General features: G+C 73.7%; 19 protein-coding genes. 10 read left to right on the forward strand and 9 right to left on the reverse strand.

Annotation, left to right across the window (positions count from 1 at the left end):
- Positions 1 to 84 precede the first annotated feature (84 nt).
- The 4 genes from ACWEPF_RS35945 to ACWEPF_RS35960 are packed head-to-tail and all read right to left on the reverse strand — an operon-like array spanning position 85 to position 3,270.
- Entirely contained in the window at positions 85 to 537 is a 453-nt protein-coding gene (locus tag ACWEPF_RS35945) for a GtrA family protein (RefSeq protein ID WP_345286125.1), read from the reverse strand.
- A complete protein-coding gene (locus ACWEPF_RS35950; protein ID WP_452175905.1) occupies positions 537 to 1,502 on the reverse strand; it encodes a decaprenyl-phosphate phosphoribosyltransferase in 966 nt (321 codons plus the stop codon). The genes ACWEPF_RS35945 and ACWEPF_RS35950 overlap by 1 nt, the downstream gene beginning before the upstream one ends.
- The gene (locus ACWEPF_RS35955; RefSeq protein ID WP_345286121.1) at positions 1,495 to 2,031 is read right to left on the reverse strand and encodes a phosphatase PAP2 family protein; all 537 of its coding nucleotides are present in this window, start codon (positions 2,029 to 2,031) and stop codon (positions 1,495 to 1,497) included. Before ACWEPF_RS35955 ends, ACWEPF_RS35950 begins: the two co-directional genes overlap by 8 nt.
- Positions 2,032 to 2,073: 42 nt before the next feature.
- Positions 2,074 to 3,270, reverse strand: a complete 1,197-nt coding sequence (locus ACWEPF_RS35960; RefSeq protein ID WP_452175906.1) for a hypothetical protein — start codon at positions 3,268 to 3,270, stop codon at positions 2,074 to 2,076.
- Between the two features lie 401 nt (positions 3,271 to 3,671).
- Between ACWEPF_RS35960 and ACWEPF_RS35965 the strand changes: the two genes are divergently transcribed.
- From ACWEPF_RS35965 to ACWEPF_RS35980, 4 genes are all read left to right on the forward strand, one after another.
- On the forward strand, positions 3,672 to 5,210 hold the full coding sequence (locus ACWEPF_RS35965; protein ID WP_452175907.1) for a glycosyltransferase family 39 protein: 1,539 nt from the start codon (positions 3,672 to 3,674) through the stop codon (positions 5,208 to 5,210).
- A 108-nt stretch (positions 5,211 to 5,318) separates the two neighbouring features.
- Entirely contained in the window at positions 5,319 to 6,527 is a 1,209-nt protein-coding gene (locus ACWEPF_RS35970) for a glycosyltransferase 87 family protein (protein WP_452175908.1), read from the forward strand.
- 73 nt (positions 6,528 to 6,600) lie between these two features.
- A complete protein-coding gene (gene pcrA, locus ACWEPF_RS35975; protein ID WP_345286115.1) occupies positions 6,601 to 9,204 on the forward strand; it encodes a DNA helicase PcrA in 2,604 nt (867 codons plus the stop codon).
- Positions 9,205 to 9,386: 182 nt separating this feature from the next.
- Positions 9,387 to 9,794 carry a cobalamin B12-binding domain-containing protein gene (locus tag ACWEPF_RS35980; RefSeq protein WP_449796971.1) on the forward strand — a complete coding sequence of 136 codons (408 nt, stop codon included), beginning with the start codon at positions 9,387 to 9,389 and terminating at the stop codon, positions 9,792 to 9,794.
- A gap of 54 nt (positions 9,795 to 9,848) precedes the next feature.
- Here ACWEPF_RS35980 and ACWEPF_RS35985 read toward each other — a convergent pair whose 3' ends face one another.
- Positions 9,849 to 11,489: a DUF5691 domain-containing protein gene (locus tag ACWEPF_RS35985; RefSeq protein WP_452175909.1), complete on the reverse strand. Its 1,641-nt coding sequence runs from the start codon at positions 11,487 to 11,489 to the stop codon at positions 9,849 to 9,851.
- A 283-nt stretch (positions 11,490 to 11,772) separates the two neighbouring features.
- A complete protein-coding gene (locus ACWEPF_RS35990; protein WP_452175910.1) occupies positions 11,773 to 13,068 on the reverse strand; it encodes an SWIM zinc finger family protein in 1,296 nt (431 codons plus the stop codon).
- Between the two features lie 240 nt (positions 13,069 to 13,308).
- Between ACWEPF_RS35990 and ACWEPF_RS35995 the strand changes: the two genes are divergently transcribed.
- The 5 genes from ACWEPF_RS35995 (at position 13,309) to sucD (ending at position 20,895) form a co-directional block, all read left to right on the forward strand.
- Positions 13,309 to 14,403, forward strand: coding sequence for an ATP-binding protein (locus ACWEPF_RS35995; protein ID WP_452175911.1), 1,095 nt, complete (start codon positions 13,309 to 13,311; stop codon positions 14,401 to 14,403).
- Positions 14,404 to 14,453: 50 nt separating this feature from the next.
- A complete protein-coding gene (locus ACWEPF_RS36000; RefSeq protein WP_452175912.1) occupies positions 14,454 to 17,231 on the forward strand; it encodes a DUF5682 family protein in 2,778 nt (925 codons plus the stop codon).
- Positions 17,231 to 18,454, forward strand: a complete 1,224-nt coding sequence (locus ACWEPF_RS36005) for a VWA domain-containing protein (RefSeq protein ID WP_452175913.1) — start codon at positions 17,231 to 17,233, stop codon at positions 18,452 to 18,454. Before ACWEPF_RS36000 ends, ACWEPF_RS36005 begins: the two co-directional genes overlap by 1 nt.
- Positions 18,455 to 18,821: 367 nt before the next feature.
- The gene (gene sucC / locus ACWEPF_RS36010) at positions 18,822 to 19,994 is read left to right on the forward strand and encodes an ADP-forming succinate--CoA ligase subunit beta (RefSeq protein ID WP_345286100.1); all 1,173 of its coding nucleotides are present in this window, start codon (positions 18,822 to 18,824) and stop codon (positions 19,992 to 19,994) included.
- A gap of 16 nt (positions 19,995 to 20,010) precedes the next feature.
- On the forward strand, positions 20,011 to 20,895 hold the full coding sequence (gene sucD, locus ACWEPF_RS36015) for a succinate--CoA ligase subunit alpha (protein ID WP_345286098.1): 885 nt from the start codon (positions 20,011 to 20,013) through the stop codon (positions 20,893 to 20,895).
- A gap of 117 nt (positions 20,896 to 21,012) precedes the next feature.
- Here the strand turns inward: sucD and ACWEPF_RS36020 are convergent, their stop codons facing one another.
- Both ACWEPF_RS36020 and ACWEPF_RS36025 read right to left on the reverse strand, forming a co-directional pair.
- The gene (locus ACWEPF_RS36020; protein ID WP_452175914.1) at positions 21,013 to 21,168 is read right to left on the reverse strand and encodes a hypothetical protein; all 156 of its coding nucleotides are present in this window, start codon (positions 21,166 to 21,168) and stop codon (positions 21,013 to 21,015) included.
- 126 nt (positions 21,169 to 21,294) lie between these two features.
- Positions 21,295 to 21,672 (reverse strand): hypothetical protein, encoded by a 378-nt coding sequence (locus tag ACWEPF_RS36025; protein ID WP_345286094.1) that lies wholly within the window; start codon positions 21,670 to 21,672, stop codon positions 21,295 to 21,297.
- 156 nt (positions 21,673 to 21,828) lie between these two features.
- Between ACWEPF_RS36025 and ACWEPF_RS36030 the strand changes: the two genes are divergently transcribed.
- Positions 21,829 to 22,824 carry a helix-turn-helix transcriptional regulator gene (locus ACWEPF_RS36030; RefSeq protein ID WP_452175915.1) on the forward strand — a complete coding sequence of 332 codons (996 nt, stop codon included), beginning with the start codon at positions 21,829 to 21,831 and terminating at the stop codon, positions 22,822 to 22,824.
- Positions 22,825 to 22,944: 120 nt separating this feature from the next.
- On the opposite strand, the gene ACWEPF_RS36035 is transcribed toward ACWEPF_RS36030, so the two are convergent.
- Positions 22,945 to 23,838 carry a hypothetical protein gene (locus ACWEPF_RS36035; protein WP_452175916.1) on the reverse strand — a complete coding sequence of 298 codons (894 nt, stop codon included), beginning with the start codon at positions 23,836 to 23,838 and terminating at the stop codon, positions 22,945 to 22,947.
- Between the last annotated feature and the right edge of the window lie 88 nt (positions 23,839 to 23,926).

A 23,926-nucleotide genomic window follows, 5' to 3' on the forward strand; every position in this document is an offset into this window, starting at 1 on the left:
AACCCAGCTCGCGTACCGCTTTAATGGACGGAACGGTGGTTGCCGTTCCGTCGGACCCCGCCCTCGTGGTGCGCGGCGCGGCCGTCAGGCCGACGCGGTGCGGAAGACCAGGACCTTGGTGCCCCAGAAGCGGGCGGCGGTGGCCAGCACCATGCCGATCACGCTGCCGGAGACCAGGTCCGCCGTGGTGCTGGTGAAGCCCAGCAGGTAGTGCGAGGTGCCCAGGCAGGCGAGCTGGATCAGGGCGCCGGCCACGCTGACCACCAGGAACATCGCGGTCTCCCGGCCGACCTCGGCGGGGCTCCCGGCCCCGCTCCGCTCGCGGAAGGTCCAGTACTTGTTCCCGACGAAGGCCACCGCGGTGGAGGCCGTCAGCGAGACCACCCTGGCCGGGATGACTCCCATCGGGTCGTCCAGCAGCAGGAAGAGCACGACGTCGGTGACGTAGCCGAGGCCGCCCACCACACCGAACTTGATCAGCTCGGGCAGCAGGGCGCGGAGCCTCCCGGAGGGGGCCCCGGCGTGTGCCTGGGTCATCAGACGCCGACCACGGAGAGGCCGAAGAGGATCACCCAGAGGGCGCCCGTCACCAGCAGCGCGCGGTCCTTGAGGACCACGTCCTCCGGCGCACCGGCCGTGCCGCGGTCCGCGAAGACGGCGTAGCGCAGCATCGCGAAGACGAACGGCACGATGGTGATCTGCTTCAGGCCCGGGTGGTCGCCGCTCGGCTCCAGCGCCCAGAGGCAGTAGCTGAGCACCGCGACGGCGGCCGCGGCCTGCCAGACGAAGCGCAGGTAGCCGGTGGTGTACTCGGCCAGCAGCTTGCGGGACTCGGCCGCCTGATCACCCATCAGCACCAGCTCGGAGTAGCGCTTGGCGGAGACCATGAACAGCGAGCCGAAGCCGGCGGTGATCAGGAACCACTGCGACAGCGGGATGCCGGAGGCCAGGCCGCCGATCATCGCGCGGAGCAGGAAGCCGGAGGTGACGAAGGCCAGGTCCACCACCAGGACGTGCTTGAGCCCGGTGCAGTACAGGAACTGCATCACCAGGTAGCAGCCGAGGGCGACGGCGGTCGGGCCGTTGCAGAGCAGCACCGCGCCGGTGATGGCGCCACCGGCCAGCAGCACGGCGGCCAGGTACGCGACCGGGAGCGGGACGATGCCGGAGGCGATCGGGCGGTTCCGCTTCACGGGGTGGGCGCGGTCCGAGGCCACGTCCATCGCGTCGTTGAGGAAGTAGATCGCCGAGGCGGCGGCGCAGAACAGGCCGAAGACGATCGCGGTCTGCTTGATCACCTCGGCGTGGCCGAGCATGCCGGCGGCGCCGGGGGCCGCCACCACGAGGATGTTCTTGACCCACTGCCGGGGGCGGGCGTTGCGGATCAGCCCGCCGGGGAGCGCGCTCAGCTTGAACGGGCGGACCGCCCAGTCGTCGGCGACCGGGGCGGTCGCCTGGGCCGGGAGCACCGCCTCGACCGGCAGCGTGCTGGTCTCAGACATTGCTGGTGGTCCCCTTGGCGATCCAGTTCCGGCTGGCGCCGGCCACGGCCGCACCGAGGGCGGCGCCGCTCAGCACGTCGGACGGGTAGTGCACGCCGACCACCAGGCGGGAGAAGCAGACCGCGCCGGCCGCCGCGCCGACCACGGTGGTGGGCAGCAGCGGGGCGAAGGCGACGGCCGCGGCGGCGGAGGAGGTCGCGTGCGAGCTGGGGAAGCTGTGCTTGCCGGCCGTGGTGACCAGCGGCTCCATCCCGGGGCCGTTCGGCCGCGGACGGCGGACCACGCGCTTGATCGCCATGCTCGCCAGGTGGGCACCGGCCACCGCGCCGGTGGCCCGCAGCCAGCTGCCCCGGCGCTCACTGTCGACCACCGCACCGGCCAGGCCGAGGGCCAGCCAGCCGGCGGCGTGCTCACCGGCCCAGGACAGCGCGCGGCTGACGTCGACGGAGCGCTGGTCGCCGAAGCGGGCCCGCACCGCGCGGTACACCCGGTGGTCGAACTCCGTGACTGCCTGCGGCAGTTCGGTCATGGAGGAACTCCTCGGAGAGAAAAGGTGAGCGGAAGGGGCGGATCAGGGGGCGGTGGCCCAGTTCCAGAAGAACCAGGTCGCGTACCACCCGGATGCGGCGCCGAGCGTGATCAGCAGGGTGTACCGGGTGGAGGCCCGGGTCTTGGCCAGCCCGGCGGCCACCGGAAGCAGCAGCGGGAAGAGCGGCATCAGGTAGCGCGGGATGATGGCCGGCCAGTGGTGCACCAGGAGGACCAGCGGGAGCGAGGCCAGCACGAAGGCGTTGAGCGCCAGCGGCAGCTTCTCGCGGAGCATGAAGAAGACCAGGGCGGGCAGGGCGATCAGCACCATGGTGGTGATGTAGTGCTGGAACTGCTGGGGCCACATCGTGGCGGTGGACTCCAGCACGTTGCGCCAGGTGGTGTCGCCCCAGTCGAAGGTCTCGCCCCAGGACTGGTCCTGGATCAGGAAGTAGGCGTTCGGCTTGTCGTAACGGACCGCCAGGTAGACCAGGTAGAAGAGCAGGCCGAGCGGCGCCAGCACCATGGCGGCGAGCGGGCGGAGCCCGTCCTTGCGCTTGATCAGGGCCCAGATCGCGGCCAGGCCGACCGCGCCGATCACGGCGGCCGAGGTCGGCCGGGAGAGCCCGGCGACGACGCAGATCAGACCGGCCAGCACCCAGCGGTGCCGGATCGCCGAGTACAGCGCCCAGACGGCGAGGGCGATGAACAGCGACTCGGTGTAGACCAGCCACTGCACGTGCGCGGTCGGGACCACGGCGAACAGACCGGCCATCATGATGCCGGTGGTGCGGTCGCGCAGGTGGGCGCCGACCTTGTACAGGCCCCAGGCGGCGAGCAGCGAGCTGACCCCGGAGACCAGCATCCCGGCGACGGTGGTGCTGACGCCCAGCCAGGAACCCCAGCGCATCAGCATCGGGTAGAGCGGGAAGAACGCCTGGCGGTTGACGCCGTAGACCAGCCGGCCGTCGTTGCCGTAGATCAGGTGGTCGCCGTAGCCGTGCAGCGCGATCTTCGTGTAGTGCACCGAGTCCCAGCGGTTCCCGATGTCCTTGAGCCAGTCCAGGTCCGCGTAGTTGGCCATGGCGAGGAAGACCAGGATGCCGAGTACCTTCAGCCCGACGTAGAGGCTGATCGCCGGTGCGGCGAGCCGGAGCTCGGTCACCAGCCGCTGCCGCCGGCCTACCGGGGGGGCGGCGTCGGGCGCACTGGTGGTCGGAGGTGAGGTGGCGAGCGTCATCGAGTGGGCTTCCTGGCCGGGGAGGCGGGCACGGGCAGCCGGACTGCGTGACGTGGAAGGGCCGGCGCAGTCGGGCACGAGGTGACTGTCAAGGCTCTCTGCCGTCCTCGGGACTGGGCCGCCCTACGCGCGGGGACTGTCCCCGCGCAACTTTAAACATACGATGAGACTTCTTATACGTTTTTCACCGCGCGTGCAACTTCCTTGCACGGAGTGCATATTGGCACAGCGCTGCATGCGACCTGGGCCACAGGTGGGGCGAACGGGGTTTCTTCACACTCCCGAGCGACGGTTAGGATGAGGCGGCCTGGGGGGTGCGCTGGGGGGTGCGTCCTTGGCGTTGGCCACTGAACTTGAGAAGCCGCCGTGACGGCAGCACGGCGCCGAAGGGCTCGTACCACATGACAGCCAGCCGCATGGAACCCGCCGTCGAGACGGAGTCCCAGAGCCGGAACGACGAGGCGCCCCCCTCGAACCGCCGCCCCGGCTCCGCCCTGGAGGAGCGCCTCACCCCGCTGTTGAACCGGACGGTCTGGCTCTGGCCGGCCCTCCTCACCCTCGTCCTGGGGATCCGGGGGAGCTGGCGGCCGCAGCCGTGGCGCGACGAGTTCGCGACCTGGAGCGCGGCCACCCGCAGCACCGGCGACCTGCTGGAACTGCTCCAGCACGTGGACGCCGTCTCCGGCGCCTACTACCTGCTGATGAACGGCTGGGTCAGCGTCTTCGGGGACTCCCCGACGATGCTCCGGCTGCCCTCCGCGCTGGCGCTCACCGGTGCGGCGGTCTTCGTCGCGCTGACGGGCCGTCGGCTGTTCGGCACGGCGAGCGGTCTGATCGCCGGTCTGCTGTTCGCGGTGCTGCCGACCGTCTCCCGGTACTCGCAGGAGGCCCGGTCCTACGCCTTCGTGGTGCTCGCGGTGGCGGCCGCCACCTTCTTCCTGTTCCGCGCGCTGGAGCGGCCGAGCTGGCAGCGCTGGCTGCCGTACGCGGTGTCGGTGGCGGCGGCCGGGCTGTTCCACATGGTCTCGCTGGTCTTCCTCTCCAGCCACGCCGTGGTGGTGGCGATGCACTGGTGGCGGGACCGCCGCAAGGGCCTGCTGTTCGGCTTCCCGGCCGCGGTGCTGATCGGGCTGGTGCCGGTGATCCCGCTGGTGCTGCTCGGCACCGAGCAGTCCAAGCGGCAGATCGGCTGGCTGCAGGCCCCCGAGCTGAACACCTTCGTCGACTACTGGCACAACATGTTCGGCTCGGCCCTGGTCAGCGCCGGCGTCCTGGCGCTGGCCGCGATCCCGGCCGGCTGGGCCAGGGGCCGCCGCCCCGCCTTCGAGATCGGGCTGATGGCGGCGTTGCCGATCCTGCTCACCTGGTTCATCTCGCAGGGTCAGACCGCGTACTTCTTCGACCGCTACCAGCTCTACACCCTCCCGGCCTGGGCGGTCCTGGCCGGAGCCGGGCTCGGCAAGCTGAAGCCGCGCTTCCTCGGCGTGGTCGGTCTGGTGGTGGTCGCGCTGCTCGGCTGGCCGGACCAGGAGAAGCTGCGCACCGCGACCGCGCACGAGAACACCAACGGCAAGGCCGCCGCGAAGGTCATCACCGACGGCTACCAGCCGGGCGACGGCTTCGCGCCGGTCCGTGGTGACAAGTCCTGGGCGATGACCGACCTGGAGATCGAGTACTACCTGCCGGACCGGGTCGAGCTCAAGGACGTCTTCGCGGCCAAGTCCGCGCTGCAGAAGGACGACCTCTTCGCCGACGCCTGCCCCCAGCCGGCCTCCTGCCTGAACGGGGTCAACCGGGTCTGGGTGGTCACCCTGGGCGAGGGCGACGACCCGTACGCCAACCTGCCGAAGAACGAGGCAGAGGCGCTGCGCGCCGCCTACAAGGTCACCCAGGTGAAGCACGTCCGCGGGCTGACCGTCTCGCTCTCGGAACGCAAGTAGGAACACCGGCGGGACAACGGGTGAACTCCTCCGGCTCCGGCCGGCGGAGTTCACCACCCGGGCCCGTTCCGCTGGGTGCGTGCGGGAACTGACGGCATGATGGACCGCGTGTCCACCCAGTCCCGGCCGCTCCGACGTGCCAGCACCCAGACCCCCGGGCCCCGCGACGCCGCCGGCGCCGCCGAACGCCGCCCGGGGTTCCGCGCCGCGCTGCGGTACGCCGCCCCGGCCCTGCTCGGCTACCTCGCGGTGCGGGCGGTCGGCGTGCTGACGGTGGTCGTCTGGGGCAGCCGGCGCGGCACCGGCGGGCTGCACCGGCTCGCCACCATGTGGGACGCGTACTGGTACCAGGACCTCGCGCAGCACGGCTACGCCGGGTCCGTACCGCTGCCCGGGCCGCACGGCGCGTACGAGGCCTACGCCTTCTTTCCGCTCTACCCGGCGCTGATCCGGCTCACCGACCTGCTCACCCCGTTCTCGGTCGAGCTCGCCGCGCTGCTGGTGGCCTGGGCCGCCTCGCTGGTCGCGGCCTGGGGGATCTTCGCGGTGGGTGCGCACCTGCACGGGCGCCGGACCGGGGTGCTGGCCGCGGTGCTCTGGGGCGTCCTCCCGCTGGCCGTGGTGGAGAGCGCGGCCTACTCCGAGCCGCTCTTCACCGCCTTCGCGGCCTGGGCGGTGTACGCGGCGGTGCGCCGCCACTGGGTGCCGGCCGGCGCCCTCACCGTGCTGGCCGGGCTGACCAGGCCGACCGGGCTGGCCCTGGCCGCCGCCGTCTCCTGCGCCGCGCTCTGGGAGTTGCTGGCCCGCCGCGGCGGGTGGCGGGCGGCGCTGGGGGCGGTGCTCGCCCCGCTGGGGTTCTTCGGGTTCCTGGGCTGGGTCGGTGCGGTGAAGGGGAGCTGGGACGGCTACTTCCGGGTGCAGGACGCCTGGGAGTCGCACTTCGACTTCGGCCGCAGCACCTTCGAGAGCCTGCGGTCCATGCTGACCAGCAGCGGGCAGGTGTGGCTGGCCGAGGTGGTGGTGGCGGGGGTGCTCGCGGCGAGCGTGGTGCTCTTCGCGGTCTCGGTCGCCCAGCGGCAGCCGCCGGTGCTGCTGCTCTACAGCGCGGCGCTGCTGGTGCTGGCGCTCGGCGACGCGGCGTACTTCAACTCGCGGGCCCGCTTCCTGATCCCCGCCTTCGGGCTGCTGCTGCCGGCGGCGGCCGGACTGGCCCGGATCCGGAGCCGGACCTCGCTGGTGATGCTGCTCGGGGCGGCGGCGCTCTGCTCGGCCGTGTACGGCGGCTTCCTGGTCTTCGTCTACACCAACGCCTCGTAGCGCGGGCCGGCGGGCGCCGGTCCTTCCGGAATCCGGCGGGGCTGTCGGCGGGTGGTCATAGACTCGGAGGGCCATGAGTAGCCTCTTTGACGACCTTCCGCTCCCCGGTTTCGAGCTTCCGTCCGCCGCCGGGTCGCAGCAGTCCTCCGACGACGAGCCGCCGGCCGGCGAGTACGGGGAGGAGCCCCCGGGGTACGGGGAGGAGCCGCCGTACGAGGAGGCGATCCCGGCCGGGCTGTTCGAGACCGACCACGAGGCCGAGGCCGAGCGGGACGCCTGGTACCGCAACGGCGCGGCCCGGACGGTGGTCGACCCGGCCCAGCTGCTGGAGGGGATGAACGACCCGCAGCGGGACGCGGTGGTGCACGCCGGCTCCCCGCTGCTGATCGTGGCCGGTGCGGGGTCGGGCAAGACCCGGGTGCTGACGCACCGGATCGCGTACCTGCTGGGAGCCCGCGGCGTGCAGCCCGGCGAGATCCTGGCGATCACCTTCACCAACAAGGCCGCCGGCGAGATGCGCGAGCGGGTCGAGGCGTTGGTCGGGCCGCGGGCCAAGGCGATGTGGGTGTCGACCTTCCACAGCGCCTGCGTGCGGATCCTGCGCCGGGAGAGCAAGCTGCTCGGCTTCACCTCCAGCTTCTCGATCTACGACTCGGCCGACTCGCAGCGGCTGATGGCACTGGTCTGCCGGGACTTGGACCTGGACCCGAAGCAGTTCCCGCCGAAGTCCTTCACCGCGAAGATCAGCAACCTCAAGAACGAGCTGATCGACGAGGAGACCTACGCCGACCAGGCCGCCAACCCGATGGAGAAGAAGCTCGCCGAGGCGTACTTCCTCTACCAGCGGCGCCTGCGCGAGGCCAACGCGCTGGACTTCGACGACATCATCATGACCACGGTGAACCTGCTCCAGGCCTTCCCCGACGTGGCCGAGCACTACCGGCGGCGGTTCCGGCACATCCTGGTCGACGAGTACCAGGACACCAACCACGCCCAGTACATGCTGGTGCGGGAGCTGAGCGGCGGTTCGGTCTCGGCCGCGCCGAAGCGCACGGTGGACGGCGACTACGTGAACCCGGCGGAGGGCCGCCTCGCCGAGGTGCCGCCGGCCGAGCTCTGCGTGGTGGGTGACGCGGACCAGTCGATCTACGCCTTCCGCGGCGCGACCATCCGCAACATCCTCCAGTTCGAGGAGGACTACCCGAACGCCACCACCATCCTGCTGGAGCAGAACTACCGCTCCACCCAGACCATCCTGACCGCGGCCAACGCGGTCATCGAGCGGAACACCAACCGCCGCAAGAAGAACCTCTGGACCGCCGGGGACGACGGCGAGAAGGTGGTCGGCTACGTCGCCGACGACGAGCACGGCGAGGCCCAGTTCATCGCCGACGAGATCGACCGGCTGACCGACGCGGGCGACGCCCGCCCCGGCGACGTGGCGATCTTCTACCGGACCAACGCCCAGTCCCGCGTCTTCGAGGAGGTGTTCATCCGGGTCGGCCTGCCGTACAAGGTGGTCGGCGGGGTGCGCTTCTACGAGCGCCGCGAGGTCCGGGACGTGCTGGCGTACCTGCGGGTGCTCTCCAACCCCGAGGACACCGTGCCGCTGCGCCGGATCCTCAACGTGCCCAAGCGCGGCATCGGCGAGCGGGCCGAGGCGATGATCGACGCGCTGGCCCAGCGCGAGCGGATCTCCTTCGCCCAGGCGCTGGTGCGGGTGGACGAGGCGTACGGCATGGCCGCGCGCTCGGCCAACGCGGTGAAGAAGTTCAACGACCTGCTGGCCGGGCTGCGCCAGGTGGTCGAGTCGGGCGCCGGCCCGGCGGCGGTGCTGGAGGCGGTGCTGGAGGAGACCGGCTACCTGGCCGAGCTGCAGGCCTCCACCGACCCTCAGGACGAGACCCGGGTGGAGAACCTCCAGGAGCTCGCCTCGGTGGCGCTCGAGTACGAGCAGGACCCGGGCGAGCGGCCGGAGAACGACGACGAGGGCGCCCCGCCGGTGGGCTCGCTGGCGGACTTCCTGGAGCGGGTCGCGCTGGTCGCCGACTCCGACCAGATCCCCGACGAGGAGGACGGCGCGGGCGTCATCACGATGATGACCCTGCACACCGCCAAGGGCCTGGAGTTCCCGGTGGTCTTCCTGACCGGCATGGAGGACGGGATCTTCCCGCACATGCGGGCGCTCAACCAGGTCAAGGAGCTGGAGGAGGAGCGGCGGCTGGCCTACGTCGGCCTGACCCGGGCCCGGCAGCGGCTCTACCTGACCCGCTCGGTGCTGCGCAGCGCCTGGGGCCAGCCCTCGTACAACCCGGCCTCGCGCTTCCTGGAGGAGATCCCGGAGACGCTGGTGGAGTGGAAGCGGACGGGCGCCTCGGCGGTGCCGGCCTCGCGCGGCTTCTCCTCCTCCGGTGGCTCGGGCGGCTTCGGCGGGCGCAAGTCCGGTGGGGCGGCGGCGAGTTCACCGAAGGCGGGCTGGGGGCAGTCGGCCCGGCGGGTGACCGAGAAGGAGGTCGTGGCGCTGGCGGTCGGGGACCGGGTGACGCACGACTCCTTCGGGCTGGGCACCGTGGTGGCCACCTCCGGGGTCGGCGACAAGGCACAGGCGACGGTGGACTTCGGCGGCGCCGGGCGCAAGCAGCTGCTGCTGCGCTACGCCCCGGTCGAGAAGCTCTAGGGGCCGGCTCCGCCTCCTAGGGGGCGGATAGGGGTCCGGCCGGCCGGGTAGGTCGTTAGGGTCGGTCGGGCCCACCCCGGGGCTGTGATTTTCCCCTCCCTTGGGGAGGGGCCTCCGCCAACCGGGGCGGGTGGCGTACCCTCCCCTCAGGTTCAGTTATCGGTGGTTAACCGGAGGCAGTGATGGGTGTGTCAGGGCCGATCCGCGTGGTGGTCGCCAAGCCCGGTCTCGACGGGCACGACCGGGGCGCGAAGGTCATCGCCCGGGCGCTGCGCGACGCCGGCATGGAGGTCATCTACACCGGGCTGCACCAGACGCCCGAGCAGGTGGTGGACACCGCGATCCAGGAGGACGCGGACGGGATCGGGCTGTCGATCCTCTCCGGCGCCCACATGACGCTCTGCGCCCGGGTGATCGAGCTCCTCAAGGAGCGCGACGCGGCCGACATCAAGGTGTTCTGCGGCGGGATCATCCCGGACGAGGACATCGTCGAGCTCAAGCGGATGGGCGTGGCCGACATCTTCACCCCGGGCACCCCCACCCGCGACGTGGTGGCCTGGGTCGAGGCGAACCTGCGCGCCGCAGGCTGAGCCTGACGGATCGTGAGGGCCCCGGAGGCTTGCCTCCGGGGCCCTTCGCCGTGCTCAGAGGGTGGTGAGCTCGTCGAGCATGGCGGCGCGGAAGCGGAGCGTCTCGGCGAGCCGGGTGAGGGTGTCGGCCCAGGCCGAGTTCGGCGTGGCGGCGGCGGCCAGGGCGGCCACGGCCGGGGCGGTGGCGGGGGAGAGGGCCCGCTCGGTCATGCCCAGCACGCCGCTGTGGCTCCACGGGTACGAGCCGGAGGCGGCGGCCCGCTCCAGGGCGGCGACCACGGCGGTGCTCAGCGGCGGGGTCCACGGGGTGGCGCAGGCGCCGAGCAGTTGGAAGGCCTCGCCCAGGCCGTGGGTCTCGATGAACGCGGCCGTCCAGGCGGCCCGCTCCTCCTCGGGCAGCACGCCGAGCAGGCGGGAGGGCACGCCGGTCGCCTGCGCGGCCCTGGTGGCGCTGGTGGCTCGGCCGTTCTGGCCGGTCTGGCGGGGCTTCGCGCGGTCGCGGCCGGTGCGGCGGGCCAGGGTGGTGGCGGGGCGCGGCGGCGGGCCGAGCAGGGCGCGCGCCCAGTCGGCGTCCTGCTGGCGGACCGCGGCCCGGGCCCAGGCCTCGTGGAGGTCCTCCCGCCAGTCGTCCGCCTCCTCCTCGGTGACCGGCAGCAGGAGCAGCTGATCCGGCGTCAGGCCGGTGTCGTCGGTCCAGAGCGCGAGCGGTGCGGCCGCCAGGACCTCGCCGAACCACCAGGCCCGCTGCCCGCGCCCGGTGGGTGACTTGGGCGCTATGCCGTCGCGCTGCATCCCGGCGTCGCACTCGACGGGCGGCCGGACGGCCAGCCGGTGGCCGTCGGCCCCGGCGGTGAGCTCGGGGCGGACGGCGGCACGGGCGCGCCCGGCCATCCGGGCGGCCAGGGCCGAGCCCGGCAGGGTGGAGAGCAGCTCGGCGGCGGTGGCCCGGACGTTCTTGCTCCGGTCGGCCAGGGCGGCCTCCAGGAAGGCCTCGTCGGCGAGCGAGAGGCCCTCGTGCAGGGCGTCCAGGAAGAGCAGCCGGTCCTCGGCGCGCTCGGTGGCCCAGGTGGATTCGAGCAGGGTGAGCGCGGCGGCCGGGTCGCTGCCGCGCAGCCGGGAGATCAGCCCGACCCGCTCGGCGAACAGGCCCTCCTGCCAGAGCCGCTCGTCCGGCTCGGGGGCGAGCTCCTCGGTGACGGTGCGGCCGACGTACTTCCACTCCTGGTTCCGCTCCGCCAGCCAGCGGCCCAGCGGGCCGGTCAGCGCGACCACGTCCGGGCGGAGTTCGCTGCGAGCGCGGGCCGCGTCCAGCAGGGCGGGGACGGCGGCGGCCGGGGCGCGGTAGCCGTGCCCGCGGGCGGCGGTGAGCCACTGCGGCAGCAGCTCGCCGAGGTTGGCCGTGCCGTGGCCGCCGCCGTGCGGCCCGTGGCCGCTGAGCAGGACGGCCAGCCGGCGGGCGGCGGACGGCGAGGGCTCGGGGCGCGGGTCGGGCCCGGCGGGCGCGGGCACCGGGACGGCCGGATCGGCCAGGGCTCCGGCCCGGCGGCGGACGGTGGCCACGGCGGCCAGGTCGAGCAGCGCGGTGGCCGGGTCGCTCCGGTCCACGGGCAGGGGGTCGGGGCCGGCGGGGAGCGGGCGGCGGTCGGTGCCGAGCAGGGCGGTGGTGGTCAGCTCCTGCCAGAGGTCGGTGGTCATCTGACCCTCCGTCGGTTCGGGAAGTCGGGCGTACGTGGCGGTGGGCCGGGCGCGAGGGACGTAGGCGGATACCCCCGGCGCGCGAGGGACGTACGTGGTTACTCCGGGGGCGCGAGGCTCTGCTGACGTGCGGCTCCGCCGCGGGGGCGCGAGTTCGGAAGGCGGACCAGTGTGAGGTCGGGGCAGGCGAGCCAGTTGCGGGTGTTGCCGTTCTCCCGCGCGCAGTTCCTCGCGCCCCTGAGGCGCTGCCCTGCCGGCCCTCGCTGCCATTCCGGCCGCCCCCTCACTGCGTGAGCCCCGTAGGGACCCCGTCCGGGGACCAGGCGGTGACGGGGGCGAAGCCGCGGTGGCCGTACTCGCCGAAGACGGTGAGCGGGTGCCCGGCGGAGAGGGCGGCGAGGCGCCAGAGCGCGGGCTCGGGGCAGCTGCCGGGCCGGACGGGGACGCTGTGGTGACCGTCCGTCAGCCGCCAGCCCTCGGGGCCGAGCACCGGCACCACCTCGGCCAGCACGGCCGGCCAGGAGGCCACCCAGGGGTCGTCGGCGACGGCCCGGCCGTACGCGGCGACGGCCTCGCCCGGGCCGGTGCCGGCGGGTGCCGGGAGCTCCGGCTCGGGTGCGCCGTGCCGGGTGCCGAGCACGGCCCGGAGCGGGCGGATGCCGGGGTGGTAGGCGAGCTCGGCCTCCAGCAGGTGGCCGGTGGGGAGGGCGAGCTCGGGGGAGCGGCCGGGGGCGCCGAAGGAGAGCAGCAGGGCGTGGCGGCCGGTCTTGGCGCCGCGCAGCCAGGTGCGGCGGGTGGTGAGCCGGTCGTCGGCGGTGTCGCGGCTGCCGAGCACCAGCCAGCGGTCCCGGACCGTCGGCCCGGCGAGCAGCTCGGCGGTGTCCACCGGGACGCCGACCCGGGCGCGGACGGTGGCGGCCAGCGGATCGGGCAGCTCCTCGGTGCGGCCGACGGCGCCCGCCAGCAGGTGCAGCAGGGCGTACTCGGAGAGCCGGTCGGCCGTCGGCGCGTACGCCAACTCCCGTACCTGGGTGGCCAGCCGGGGCGCCTGGGCGTCGACCATCCGGGCCGCCACCTCCTCCCAGCCGCCGGGCCGCTCCTCGGCCAGGCCGTGCCGGACGCGGTCGGCCAGCCGGAGCCTGAGCTCGGCGGCCCCGGCCGAGATCCGCCCGGCCCGGCGGGCCGCGCGGCGGGCGGCGGCGGCCGGATCGGCGGGGGCGGCGGGCGGTGCGGCGCGGCGCGCGGCGGCCTGCTCGCGCCCGTCCAGCCACTCGCTCGCCCAGTCCGGCGGCTCGGCCTCGGTGACCGCCTCCGGGCTGCCGCTCCAGAGCAGCAGCAGGCCGAGGGCGTGCTTGCAGGGGAACTTGCGGCTCGGGCAGCTGCACTTGTAGGCGGGCGTGCCGAGCTCGACCACGGTGCGGTAGGGCGTGGAGCCGCTGCCCCGGCACTGGCCCCAGACCGCGCCGCGCCCGAGGCCGGTGCCGGACCACGGGGCGGGGGAGCCGAGCTTGCCGGCGGCCTTGCGGGAGGGCTGGTCGGGGGCGAGGGAGAGGACGTGTTCGGTGGTCCATCGATCCATGGGGACGACGCTAGGACGGGGCACTGACAGCCGTTCACTCGAACTGGTGATCTGTCAGTTCGACTGCCCCGACTGTCAGTCCGAGGGTGCATCGTTGTCCTCGCAGGGCGACGGGCCGAGGTCCGCCCGCCGTCCGCCCGCGCTGGTAGCTGCCCATGTGAAGACGCCTCTGCACCCAGCACGTCCCCCTCCGTTCCCTTGCCACAGCTCTGCCCTGAGGCCGATCCAGAGGAGCTTTTGATGACTGCTCAGACCGCTGAGGTGCTCCGCGCGCACGCCGAGGACGCCTTCGCCGCCGAGCTGGCCGCGCTCGCCGCCCAGGACGACCGGCCGCGCCCCGAGCGCTGGCGGCTCTCGCCCTGGGCGGTGGCCACCTACCTGCTCGGCGGCACGCTGCCCGACGGCACCGTGATCACCCCCAAGTACGTCGGCCCGCGCCGCACCGTCGAGGTCGCGGTCACCACGCTGGCCACCGACCGGGCACTGCTGTTGCTGGGCGTCCCCGGCACCGCCAAGACCTGGGTCTCCGAGCACCTGGCCGCCGCGATCAGCGGGGACTCCACCCTGCTGGTGCAGGGCACCGCCGGCACCCCCGAGGAGGCCGTCCGGTACGGGTGGAACTACGCGCAGCTGCTCGCCCACGGGCCCAGCCGGGACGCGCTGGTGCCCTCGCCGGTGATGCGGGCGATGGCGCACGGGCAGATCGCCCGGGTCGAGGAGCTCACCCGCATCCCGGCCGACGTGCAGGACAGCCTGATCACCATCCTCTCCGAGAAGACCCTGCCCATACCGGAGTTGGGCGCCGAGCAGCAGGCGGTCCGCGGCTTCAACCTGATCGCCACCGCCAACGACCGCGACCGGGGGGTGAACGAGCTGTCCAGCGCCCTGCGCCGCCGGTTCAACACCGTGGTCCTCCCGCTGCCCGGCTCGCTGGAGGAGGAGGTCGAGATCGTCAGCCGTCGGGTCGCCCAGCTCGGCCGCTCGCTCGACCTGCCGCAACTCCCGGACGGGGCGGCCGAGATCCGCCGGGTGGTGACGGTCTTCCGCGAGCTGCGGGCCGGCGTCACCGCCGACGGCCGGACGAAGGTGAAGACCCCCAGCGGCACCCTCTCCACCGCCGAGGCCATCTCGGTGGTGACCAACGGCCTGGCGCTGGCCGCCCACTTCGGGGACGGCGCGCTGCGCGCGGGGGACGTGGTGCCGGGCGTGGCCGGGGCGGTGCTGCGCGATCCGGGCGCCGACACGGTGGTCTGGCAGGAGTACCTGGAGGGCGTGCTGCGCGAGCGGGACGGCTGGAAGGACTTCTACCGCGCCGCCCGGGAGAGCGCGCACTGAGCGGGGGCGGGGCGGCGGAACGGGCGGGAAGCGAACGAGGGGAGTACGGAATGAGCGCGGCAGCGGAGGTCACCCTGCTCGGCGTCCGCCACCACGGGCCGGGCTCGGCCCGGGCGGTGGCGGCCGCCCTGGAGCGGCTGCGGCCGGACGCGGTGCTGATCGAGGGCCCGCCGGAGGCCGACGCCGTGGTCGGGCTGGCGGCCGAGGAGGGCATGGTGCCGCCGGTCGCGCTGCTCGCGCACGCGGCCGACGACCCGTCACGGGCGGCGTTCTGGCCGTTCGCGTCCTTCTCCCCGGAGTGGGTGGCGATCCGGTACGCGACCGGGCGCGGCGTCCCGGTCTCCTTCATCGACCTGCCGGCCGGGTACGGGCTGGCGCCCGACCCCGATTCGGCTCCCGGAGCCGCCCCCGGCCCCGCGGCCGACGCTGCGGGAACCGAGCACGGGCCGTCCGCCGTGGAGACCGTCGACGCCCCGGACGGCCCGGGAGTGCCGGGGGGCACTTCCGCGCCGTCCGCGGGCGCGGGGACGGAGTCTGACGACGCGTCGGGCTTCGATCCGATCGGGGCCCTCGCGGCGGCGGCCGGGCACGCCGACCCGGAGGCCTGGTGGGAGGACGTGATCGAGCACCGCCTCCCCGGCAGCGGCCCCGGAGCGGATCCGCTGGCCCCGTTCCAGGCCGTCGCCGAGGCGATGACGGCGCTGCGCGAGCGCTACCCGGCCGGGCGCCGGGACGAGCTGCGCGAGGCGTACATGCGGCAGGCGCTCCGGGCCGCCAAGCGGGCCGGGCACGGGCGCATCGTCGTGGTCTGCGGCGCCTGGCACGTCCCGGCGCTGGCCACCCTGCCGACGGTCGCGCACGACCGGGCCCTGCTGGCCACCCTGCCGAAGAAGGTCAGGACGGAGGTCACCTGGGTGCCGTGGACGCACCGCAGGCTCTCCCAGCACACTGGCTACGGTGCCGGGATCGACTCGCCCGGCTGGTACCACCACCTCTTCACCGCCGGAGCCGACGCCCCGTCAGAAGGGCCCGCCCCGGCCGACGGTGCGGCGGTCGGCGGCGGGGCGGCCGACGCCGGTTCTCGGGCGTTGGCGCTCTGGACGACCAGGGCGGCCGAGCTGCTCCGGGCCGAGGACCACCCGGTCTCCTCCGCGCACGTGATCGAGGCCGTCCGGCTGGCCGAGACGCTCGCCTTGCTGCGCGGCCGTCCGCTGCCCGGGCTGCCGGAGACGCTGGACGCGATCCTCTCCGTGCTGTGCGACGGCTCCGAGGTCGCGCTGGAGCTGGTCCGCGAGCGGCTGGTGATCGGCGACGCGCTCGGTGAAGTCCCGGACGGCGCACCGACGGTGCCGCTCCAGCGGGACCTCGCCCGCCTGCAGCGCAGCCTGCGCCTGAAGCCGGAGCCCGAGCCGCGCGAGCTCGCCCTCGACCTGCGGAAGGAGAACGACGCGGCCCGCTCCCTGCTGCTGCACCGGCTGCGGTTGATCGGGATCCGCTGGGGGCACCGGACGCAGGACGCCGTCCGTGCCACCGGTACCTTCCGGGAGAGCTGGCGGCTGCACTGGCAGCCGGAGTTCGCGGTGGACATCGCGGTGGCGGCCCAGTGGGGCACCACCGTGGAGGCGGCCGCCACCGGCCGGGCGGTCGAGCTGGCGGCGGGGGCCGACGGCCTGCCGCAGCTCACCCGGCTGGTCGAGGACTGCCTGCTGGCCGGGCTGCCGGCCGCCCTGCCGCCGGTGATGCGGGCGCTGGCGGACCGGGCGGCGCTCGACACCGACGTGGCCCAACTCGCCGAGGCGCTGCCCGCGTTGGTCCGCGCCCTGCGCTACGGCGACGTCCGGGGCACCGACGGCTCCGCACTGGCCGCGGTGGCGCACGGCCTGGCCGACCGGATCTGCGTCGGCCTGCCCCCGGCCTGCGTGGGGCTCGACGCGGAGCAGGCGGCGGTGCTGCGTGGCCACGTCGAGGGCGTCCACGCGGCCGTCGCGCTGCTCACGGCGGACGCGGCGGGCGGGGCGGGTGAGGCCGTCGACGCGGTCCCGTCCGGTCGCCCGGGCGGTGCGGGCGGTGGGGGTGGTGCGGGTGCCGGGGAGGACGCCTCCGGGGGCGTACCGGTCGCGCCGGGCGGATCGCTGGCCGACCGGTGGGCCGGTGCGCTGCGGTCGCTGGCCCGGCGTCAGCCCGGGGCGCCGGCGGGCGTCGGTGGCACCGCCGGGCCGGGTGCGGCGGGCGCGGTGCCCGGCCTGCTGCGAGGGCGTGCGGTGCGGCTGTTGCTGGACGGCGGTCGGATCGACTCGGCGGAGGCCGGGCAGCAGCTCGGCCTGGTGCTCTCGCACGCCAACCCACCGGCGGACACCGCCGGTTGGGTGGAGGGGTTCCTGGCCGGCAGCGGGGTCCTGCTGCTGCACGACCCGGAGCTGCTGGCCCTGCTGGACGGCTGGCTGAGCACCGTTCCGGACGAGGTGTTCACCGACGTGCTGCCGCTGCTGCGCCGGACCTTCGCCGCCCTGGAGGCCGGGGTCCGCCGCACGGTCGGCGAGCAGGTCGCGGCAGGCCGGCTCGGTGCCGCGGCCGGCCCGGCAGGTCCGGCCGGTACGCCGGTCGTCGAGGAGCTGGACGGCGAGCGGGCCGAGGCGGCGCTGCCTGTGCTCCGCCTCCTCCTCGGCCTGGCGCAGCCCGCCGGGGCCGAGGCCGGGCCCGGGGCGTCGGCCGGCACGGCAACCTCCGGCACCAGCAGCGGCACCGGCTCCGCCGGCGCGGCCGCCGGCACCGCGGACACGGCGCCCCACCCCCGGATCCCCCGTCAGACCGACCGCAGGAGCGCCTGATGACGACCACTCGGCCCACCGGACAGCAGGCTCCGGAGCTGGTGCCGGAGCAGTTGCCGCAGCAGACGGAGCAGGCCCGCCAGGAGCGGCTGCGCCGCTGGCGGCTGGTGCTCGGCGGCGAGGCCGACGGCACCGGCCGCACCCTGGCCGGCCGGGACGCGGCGATGGACGGCGCGCTCGCCGCGCTCTACCGGGGAGCGGACGAGGGCGGCGCCCGCCCCCGCACCACGGGCCCCCGTTCGGCCGGCCTCGGCGGCTCGGCCCCGCAGGTGGCCCGTTGGCTGGGTGACATCCGGGAGTACTTCCCGACCTCCGTGGTCCAGGTGATGCAGCAGGACGCGATCACCCGGCTGGGGCTCGAACGGCTGCTGCTGGAGCCGGAGATGCTGGAGGCCGTGGAGCCGGACGTGCACCTGGTCTCCACCCTGCTCTCCCTCAAGCACGCCCTGCCGGAGACCACCCGGGAGACGGCCCGGGCCGTGGTCGCCCGGGTGGTGGCGGACTTGGAGCGCAGGCTCGCCGACCGGACCCGGGCCACCCTCGGCGGTGCGCTCGACCGCAGTGCCCGGGTCGCCCGTCCGCGCCACCGGGACATCGACTGGGGCCGCACCATCCGGGCCAACCTCGCCAACTACCTCCCCGAGCACCGCACCGTGGTGCCGGAGCGGCTGGTCGGCTACGCCAGGGCGCAGCGCTCGGTGAAGAAGGAGGTGATCCTCTGCGTGGACCAGTCCGGCTCGATGGCCCCGTCCGTGGTCCACTCGGCGGTCTTCGGCGCGGTGCTCTCCTCGATGAAGACGCTCGCCACCCGGCTGGTGGTCTTCGACACCTCGGTGGTGGACCTCACCGAGCAGCTCACCGATCCGGTGGACGTCCTGTTCGCCACCCAGCTCGGCGGCGGCACCGACATCAACCGGGCGCTGGCGTACTGCCAGTCCCGGATCACCCGCCCCGCCGACACGGTGGTGGTGCTGATCAGCGACCTCTACGAGGGCGGCATCAGGGATGAGATGCTCAAGCGGGTGGCCGCGATGAAGGCGGCCGGGGTGCAGTTCGTCGCGCTGCTCGCGCTCTCCGACGAGGGGGCGCCCGCGTACGACCACGCGCACGCCGCCGCGCTGGCCGCGCTCGGCTGCCCGGCCTTCGCCTGCACGCCGGACGCCTTCCCCGAGATCATGGCGGCGGCCGTCGAGCGCCGGCCGCTGCCGGTCCCGCAGACCTGACGGACGGCCCTGCGGAGGGAAGGGGCAACTGACGGAGTGTCCGAACGATTCACCCGGACGAGCGGTGACGGATCGGTGCTCACGGCCCGCCCGGACCACCGGTGAGCTGCGCGGGCGGCGTGCCCGGGGCGGCCGGTTGTGACGGTTCTCACCAAAGCGGAGCGGGCCCCGGGCGAAACACGCCGGTCGGACGGGGATAACCTGCCATGCGGACGTGACGCGCGTGTTGATTGACGTGTGCGCCCGTGGCTGTGTGGGCCGCAAGGCTGTCTCTGCGTACCCGCCCAGCCTCGACGACCCGCAGCGAAGATCCTGCCGTGGCACGCTCGTAGAGACACAATCCGCGACCACGAACAAGGACAAACACGTGGACCTGTTCGAGTACCAGGCGAGGGACCTCTTCGCCAAGCACGGCGTGCCCGTGCTTGACGGCGATGTCATCGAGACCGCCGCAGACGCTGCCGCCATCGCGGAGCGCTTCGGCGGCCGCGCCGTCGTCAAGGCTCAGGTGAAGGTGGGTGGCCGAGGCAAGGCCGGTGGCGTGAAGCTCGCCTCCGACCCGGCCGACGCCGTCGCCAAGGCCGAGGCGATCCTCGGTATGGACATCAAGGGCCACACCGTCAACAAGGTGATGCTGGCTCAGACGGCGGACATCAAGGAGGAGTACTACGTCTCCTTCCTGCTGGACCGCACCAACCGCACCTTCCTGGCCATGGCCAGCGTCGAGGGCGGCGTGGAGATCGAGGTCGTCGCCGAGGAGAACCCCGACGCGCTCGCCAAGATCCCGGTCGACGCCAACGAGGGCTGCACCCCGGAGAAGGCCGCCGAGATCGTCGCCGCGGCCAAGTTCCCGGCCGAGATCGCCGACCAGGTCGCCGACGTGCTGGTGAAGCTCTGGAAGGTCTTCATCGCCGAGGACGCCCTCCTCGTCGAGGTCAACCCGCTGATCAAGTCCGGTGACGGCAAGATCATCGCGCTCGACGGCAAGGTCTCGCTGGACGAGAACGCCGAGTTCCGTCAGCCGCACCACGAGGAGCTCGAGGACAAGGCCGCGGCCAACCCCCTCGAGGCTGCCGCCAAGGCCAAGGGCCTGAACTACGTCAAGCTCGACGGCCAGGTCGGCATCATCGGCAACGGCGCGGGCCTCGTCATGAGCACCCTCGACGTGGTCGCCTACGCCGGTGAGAACCACGGTGGCGTCAAGCCCGCCAACTTCCTCGACATCGGTGGCGGCGCCTCCGCCGAGGTGATGGCGAACGGCCTGGAGATCATCCTGGGCGACGCCGACGTCAAGTCGGTCTTCGTCAACGTCTTCGGCGGCATCACCGCGTGCGACGCGGTCGCCAACGGCATCGTGCAGGCGCTGGCCCTGCTCGAGGAGAAGGGCGAGGCGGTCACCAAGCCGCTGGTCGTCCGCCTCGACGGCAACAACGCCGAGCTGGGTCGCAAGATCCTGACCGACGCCAACCACCCGCTGGTGCAGCAGGTGGACACCATGGACGGTGCGGCCGACCGCGCCGCCGAGCTGGCCAACAAGTAAGGAAGGGGACTGAATCATGGCTATCTTCCTCACCAAGGACAGCAAGGTCATCGTCCAGGGCATGACCGGCTCCGAGGGCATGAAGCACACCCGTCGGATGCTCGCCTCGGGCACCCAGATCGTCGGTGGCGTGAACCCGCGCAAGGCCGGCACCACCGTTGACGTCGACGGCACCGAGGTGCCCGTCTTCGGCTCCGTCGCGGACGCCATCGCGGCCACCGGCGCCGACGTCACCGTGATCTTCGTTCCGCCGAAGTTCACCAAGGACGCCGTGGTCGAGGCGATCGACGCCGAGATCGGCCTCGCGGTCGTCATCACCGAGGGCGTTCCGGTGCACGACACCGCCGCGTTCTGGGCCTACGCCGGTTCCAAGGGCAACAAGACCCGGATCATCGGCCCGAACTGCCCCGGCCTGATCTCCCCCGGGCAGTCCAACGCGGGCATCATCCCGGCCGACATCACCCAGGCCGGCAAGATCGGCCTGGTCTCGAAGTCGGGCACCCTGACCTACCAGCTCATGTACGAGCTGCGGGACATCGGCTTCACCTCGGCCGTCGGCATCGGTGGCGACCCGGTCATCGGCACCACCCACATCGACGCGCTCAAGGCGTTCCAGGACGACCCGGACACCGAGCTGATCGTGATGATCGGTGAGATCGGCGGCGACGCCGAGGAGCGTGCCGCGGCCTTCATCGCCGAGTACGTCACCAAGCCGGTCGTCGGCTACGTCGCGGGCTTCACCGCCCCCGAGGGCAAGACCATGGGCCACGCCGGCGCCATCGTCTCCGGCTCCTCCGGCACCGCCCAGGCGAAGAAGGAGGCCCTCGAGGCCGCCGGTGTCAAGGTCGGCAAGACGCCGTCCGAGACCGCCCGCCTGGCCCGTGAGCTGATCGCCAAGTAAGGCTCACCGCACGGCAGTACGGCAACACCGAAGGACCCGCGCCCCCCGGCGCGGGTCCTTCGGCGTTCGTGGCGGGACGGCTGCCCTGCAGGTGCAGCGGTCCGCGGGGGCACCGACTTACTGCCAGGTCATGTCGTACTGGACGACGACCGGGACGGTGCCGGAGGCGGTGGCCGCAGCGGCCGGGGCGCTCTGGGCGGCCAGGGCGGGGACGACGGCGGCGAGGGCGAGGGCGACGACCGCGGCGGCCTTGGCGATGTGGGTGCGCAGCATGGCGAGTCCTTCGGAGAGAAGTGGGGTGTGGAGTGGCTCCGGAGTCCTGCGTCCCGCGGTGACGCTTCCGGCTTCCGGGCCGGCCGGTGGGGTGTCCCTTCCGGCGATCACTACTCTCGTCGCAGGTCAGGGCCGATGGAAGGGATCTCCGGTGGACGGAAAGGTCCTTGGACCGTTCCGTCCACCGAGGCCGTAACCGGCCAGTCCGAGCTCCACGGCGGGTGCGATCAGCGGGGCGGCCGCGCGGCCCGTCCCCCAGCCCAGCAGCGCGGGGTGGAGGTGCACCGCGCGGTCCATCAGCACGGCGGCCCGCCGCTCGGCCTGGTGCAGGTCATCGGCGATGAGGAAGAGCCCGACCACGGGGTGCGGCACCACCCGGCCGTGCACCACGACGTGCTCCAGGCAGTCCTCGGGCCGGGCGGTCGCGCGGATCAGTTCGGCCGTCTCCGTGGGGAGTTGGGCGCCCTGCGCGGATTGCCGGAGTTCGACGTGGATGAGGTACATGAGCCGACTGTGCCAATGCCTGAATCGGCTGAACAGGGGTGAAAGCTGGACGGTCTGGGCCGTGGCCCGAAGCGTCCAAACCCGGTCGTCACTTGACGGAGTCTCGTGTAATGATCCTTCGAACACTTTGTAAGAAGAGTGATTTAGGTGGGGGAAATGCTCACGACTCTCGGCTTGGACACGACCTCGGAAGCGGTCTACCGAGCCATGCTGATGCACCCGCAGGAGGGCGTGGCCGGTCTGGCGGCGGTCACCGGCCTGGCCGAGGCGGACGTGCGGGCAGCGCTGGACGTGCTCAGTGAGCTCGCCCTGGTGCGGCCGTCCTACGAACAGAGCGGGGCACTGCGCGCGGTCTCGCCGGACGTCGGGATGGAGATCCTGATGACCCGCCAGCAGGCCGAGCTGGCCGCCCAGCAGCTGCGGATCGAGGCCTCCCGGGCAGCCGCCGCCCAGCTGATCGCCGAGTACTCGGACATGCGGCCGACCACCGCGCACCCGGGCGTGGAGCAGTTGGTCGGGCTGGACGCCATCCGGGGCAGGCTCTCCTCCCTCACCCGGGAGGTCAAGGACGAGGTGATGACCTTCGCCCCCGACGGTGCGCACACCCGGGAGAGCATGGAGGCGTCCCGGCCGCTCAACCAGGACCTGCTGGACCGGGGCGTCCGGATGCGCACCGTCTACCTGGAGAGCTGCCGCAACAACCAGCCGACCGTGGAGCACGTCGAGTGGATCTCCGCGCGCGGCGGCCAGGTCCGGCTGGCGCCCTCGCTGCCGACCCGGATGATCATCACCGACCGGACCACCGTGGTGATCCCGGTGAACGGCGAGGACAGCGCCGCCGCCGCCGTGGTGCTCACCGGGCACGGGACGGTGACCGCGCTCTGCGCGCTGTTCGAGAACGTCTGGTCCAGCGCCCAGCCGCTCGGCACCTCCAGCACCCCGGACGTCCACGGGCTCACCCCGCAGGAGGCCACCGCGATCCGGCTGCTGGCCGAGGGGTTCACCGACGAGGCGATCGGCAAGCGGCTCGGCGTCTCGCAGCGGACCGCCCGGCGGACCGCCACCGATCTGATGGAGCGTCTGGGCGCCCGCAGCCGTTTCGAGGCCGGGGTCAAGGCCGTCCAGCACGGCTGGCTGCCCAGCCGGCCCTGACCGCCGGGCCCTGACCGCAGGGCTCCGACCGCCCGGCCCCGCGTGCCCGGCCGAGCCCTGCATGCCCGGCCCGGGCCGACCCAGCCCGGGCCGGTTCCGGCCACCGCCGGTGACCCGCCGTCAGGCGGGCGGCAGCTCGAAGCGGAGCGGGGCGTGGGCGGGCCCGGTGGACCCGCCCAGCCCGGCCGTCGGGCAGAGCCGCAGCGGTGGGCAGGGCACGGCGGGGACCGGCACCGGGACCGGCGGCACCAGCGGTACGGCCGATGCCGCCGCCGACGGAGCCTGAGCCTGAGCCGCCGACGGGGCAGGAGCCGGGGGCAGCACCGCCTCGGCCAGCGGTCCGAGGCCCTCGGCCGTAGCGGCACCCGCAGCGGCACCTGCTGTGGCACCCCCACCCGCGGCCGGAGCCGGTTCGGGCGCCGGCCCCAGCGGCAGTGAGCTGCCTGGGGTCGGGCCGCACCAGTGGCTGAGCAGGCCCGGCCAGACCGTGACGTCCGACCGGACGGGCCCCGCGCTGCCGCTGTCGGCGGTGGAGCAGACCGACGGGGGCGCGAGTGCCGGCTCCCGGAAGAGGGCTGACGGACCGTTGCCCGCCAGGGTGGCCACCATCGTCGCCGCCATGCCCAGCGTGACGACTCCGGCGGCGGCCGTCAGCAGCCCGGACCGCAGCCGGCCCCGTGCCCGGAGCAGTCCGGGGGAGGGGGCCTTGGCCGCGGGGCAGCCGTGGACCGCGGCCCGGTGCAGCAGCTCGCCCAGGTGGTCGCCGAAGCCCTCCGCCGTCGGGTCCGGCCCCACCAGGGCCGGTACCGAGGCGGCCATCGCCGCCCGCGCACTGAGCACCCGCCCGGCCGCCGCCGCGGTACTCGACTCGACCTCGGCCGCCACCTGTTCGGCGCTCAGCCCGAGCGCGTCGTGGAGGACCAGGGCCCGCAGTTGAGGGCGGGTCAGCCGGCCGAGTGCCTTGAGCAGGTCGCGGTCGCGCGGGGTGAGGCCGTCCGGCTCGGGAGTGCGCAATCGTTATGCCCTCGTCCGGCCCGCCGCCTTCGCCCCGTCTCCAACTGCGGCCCGCCGGTGCGGAACTGTCGTGACGTCAGCCCCCCGT

This window comes from Kitasatospora sp. NPDC004289 (assembly GCF_053602875.1).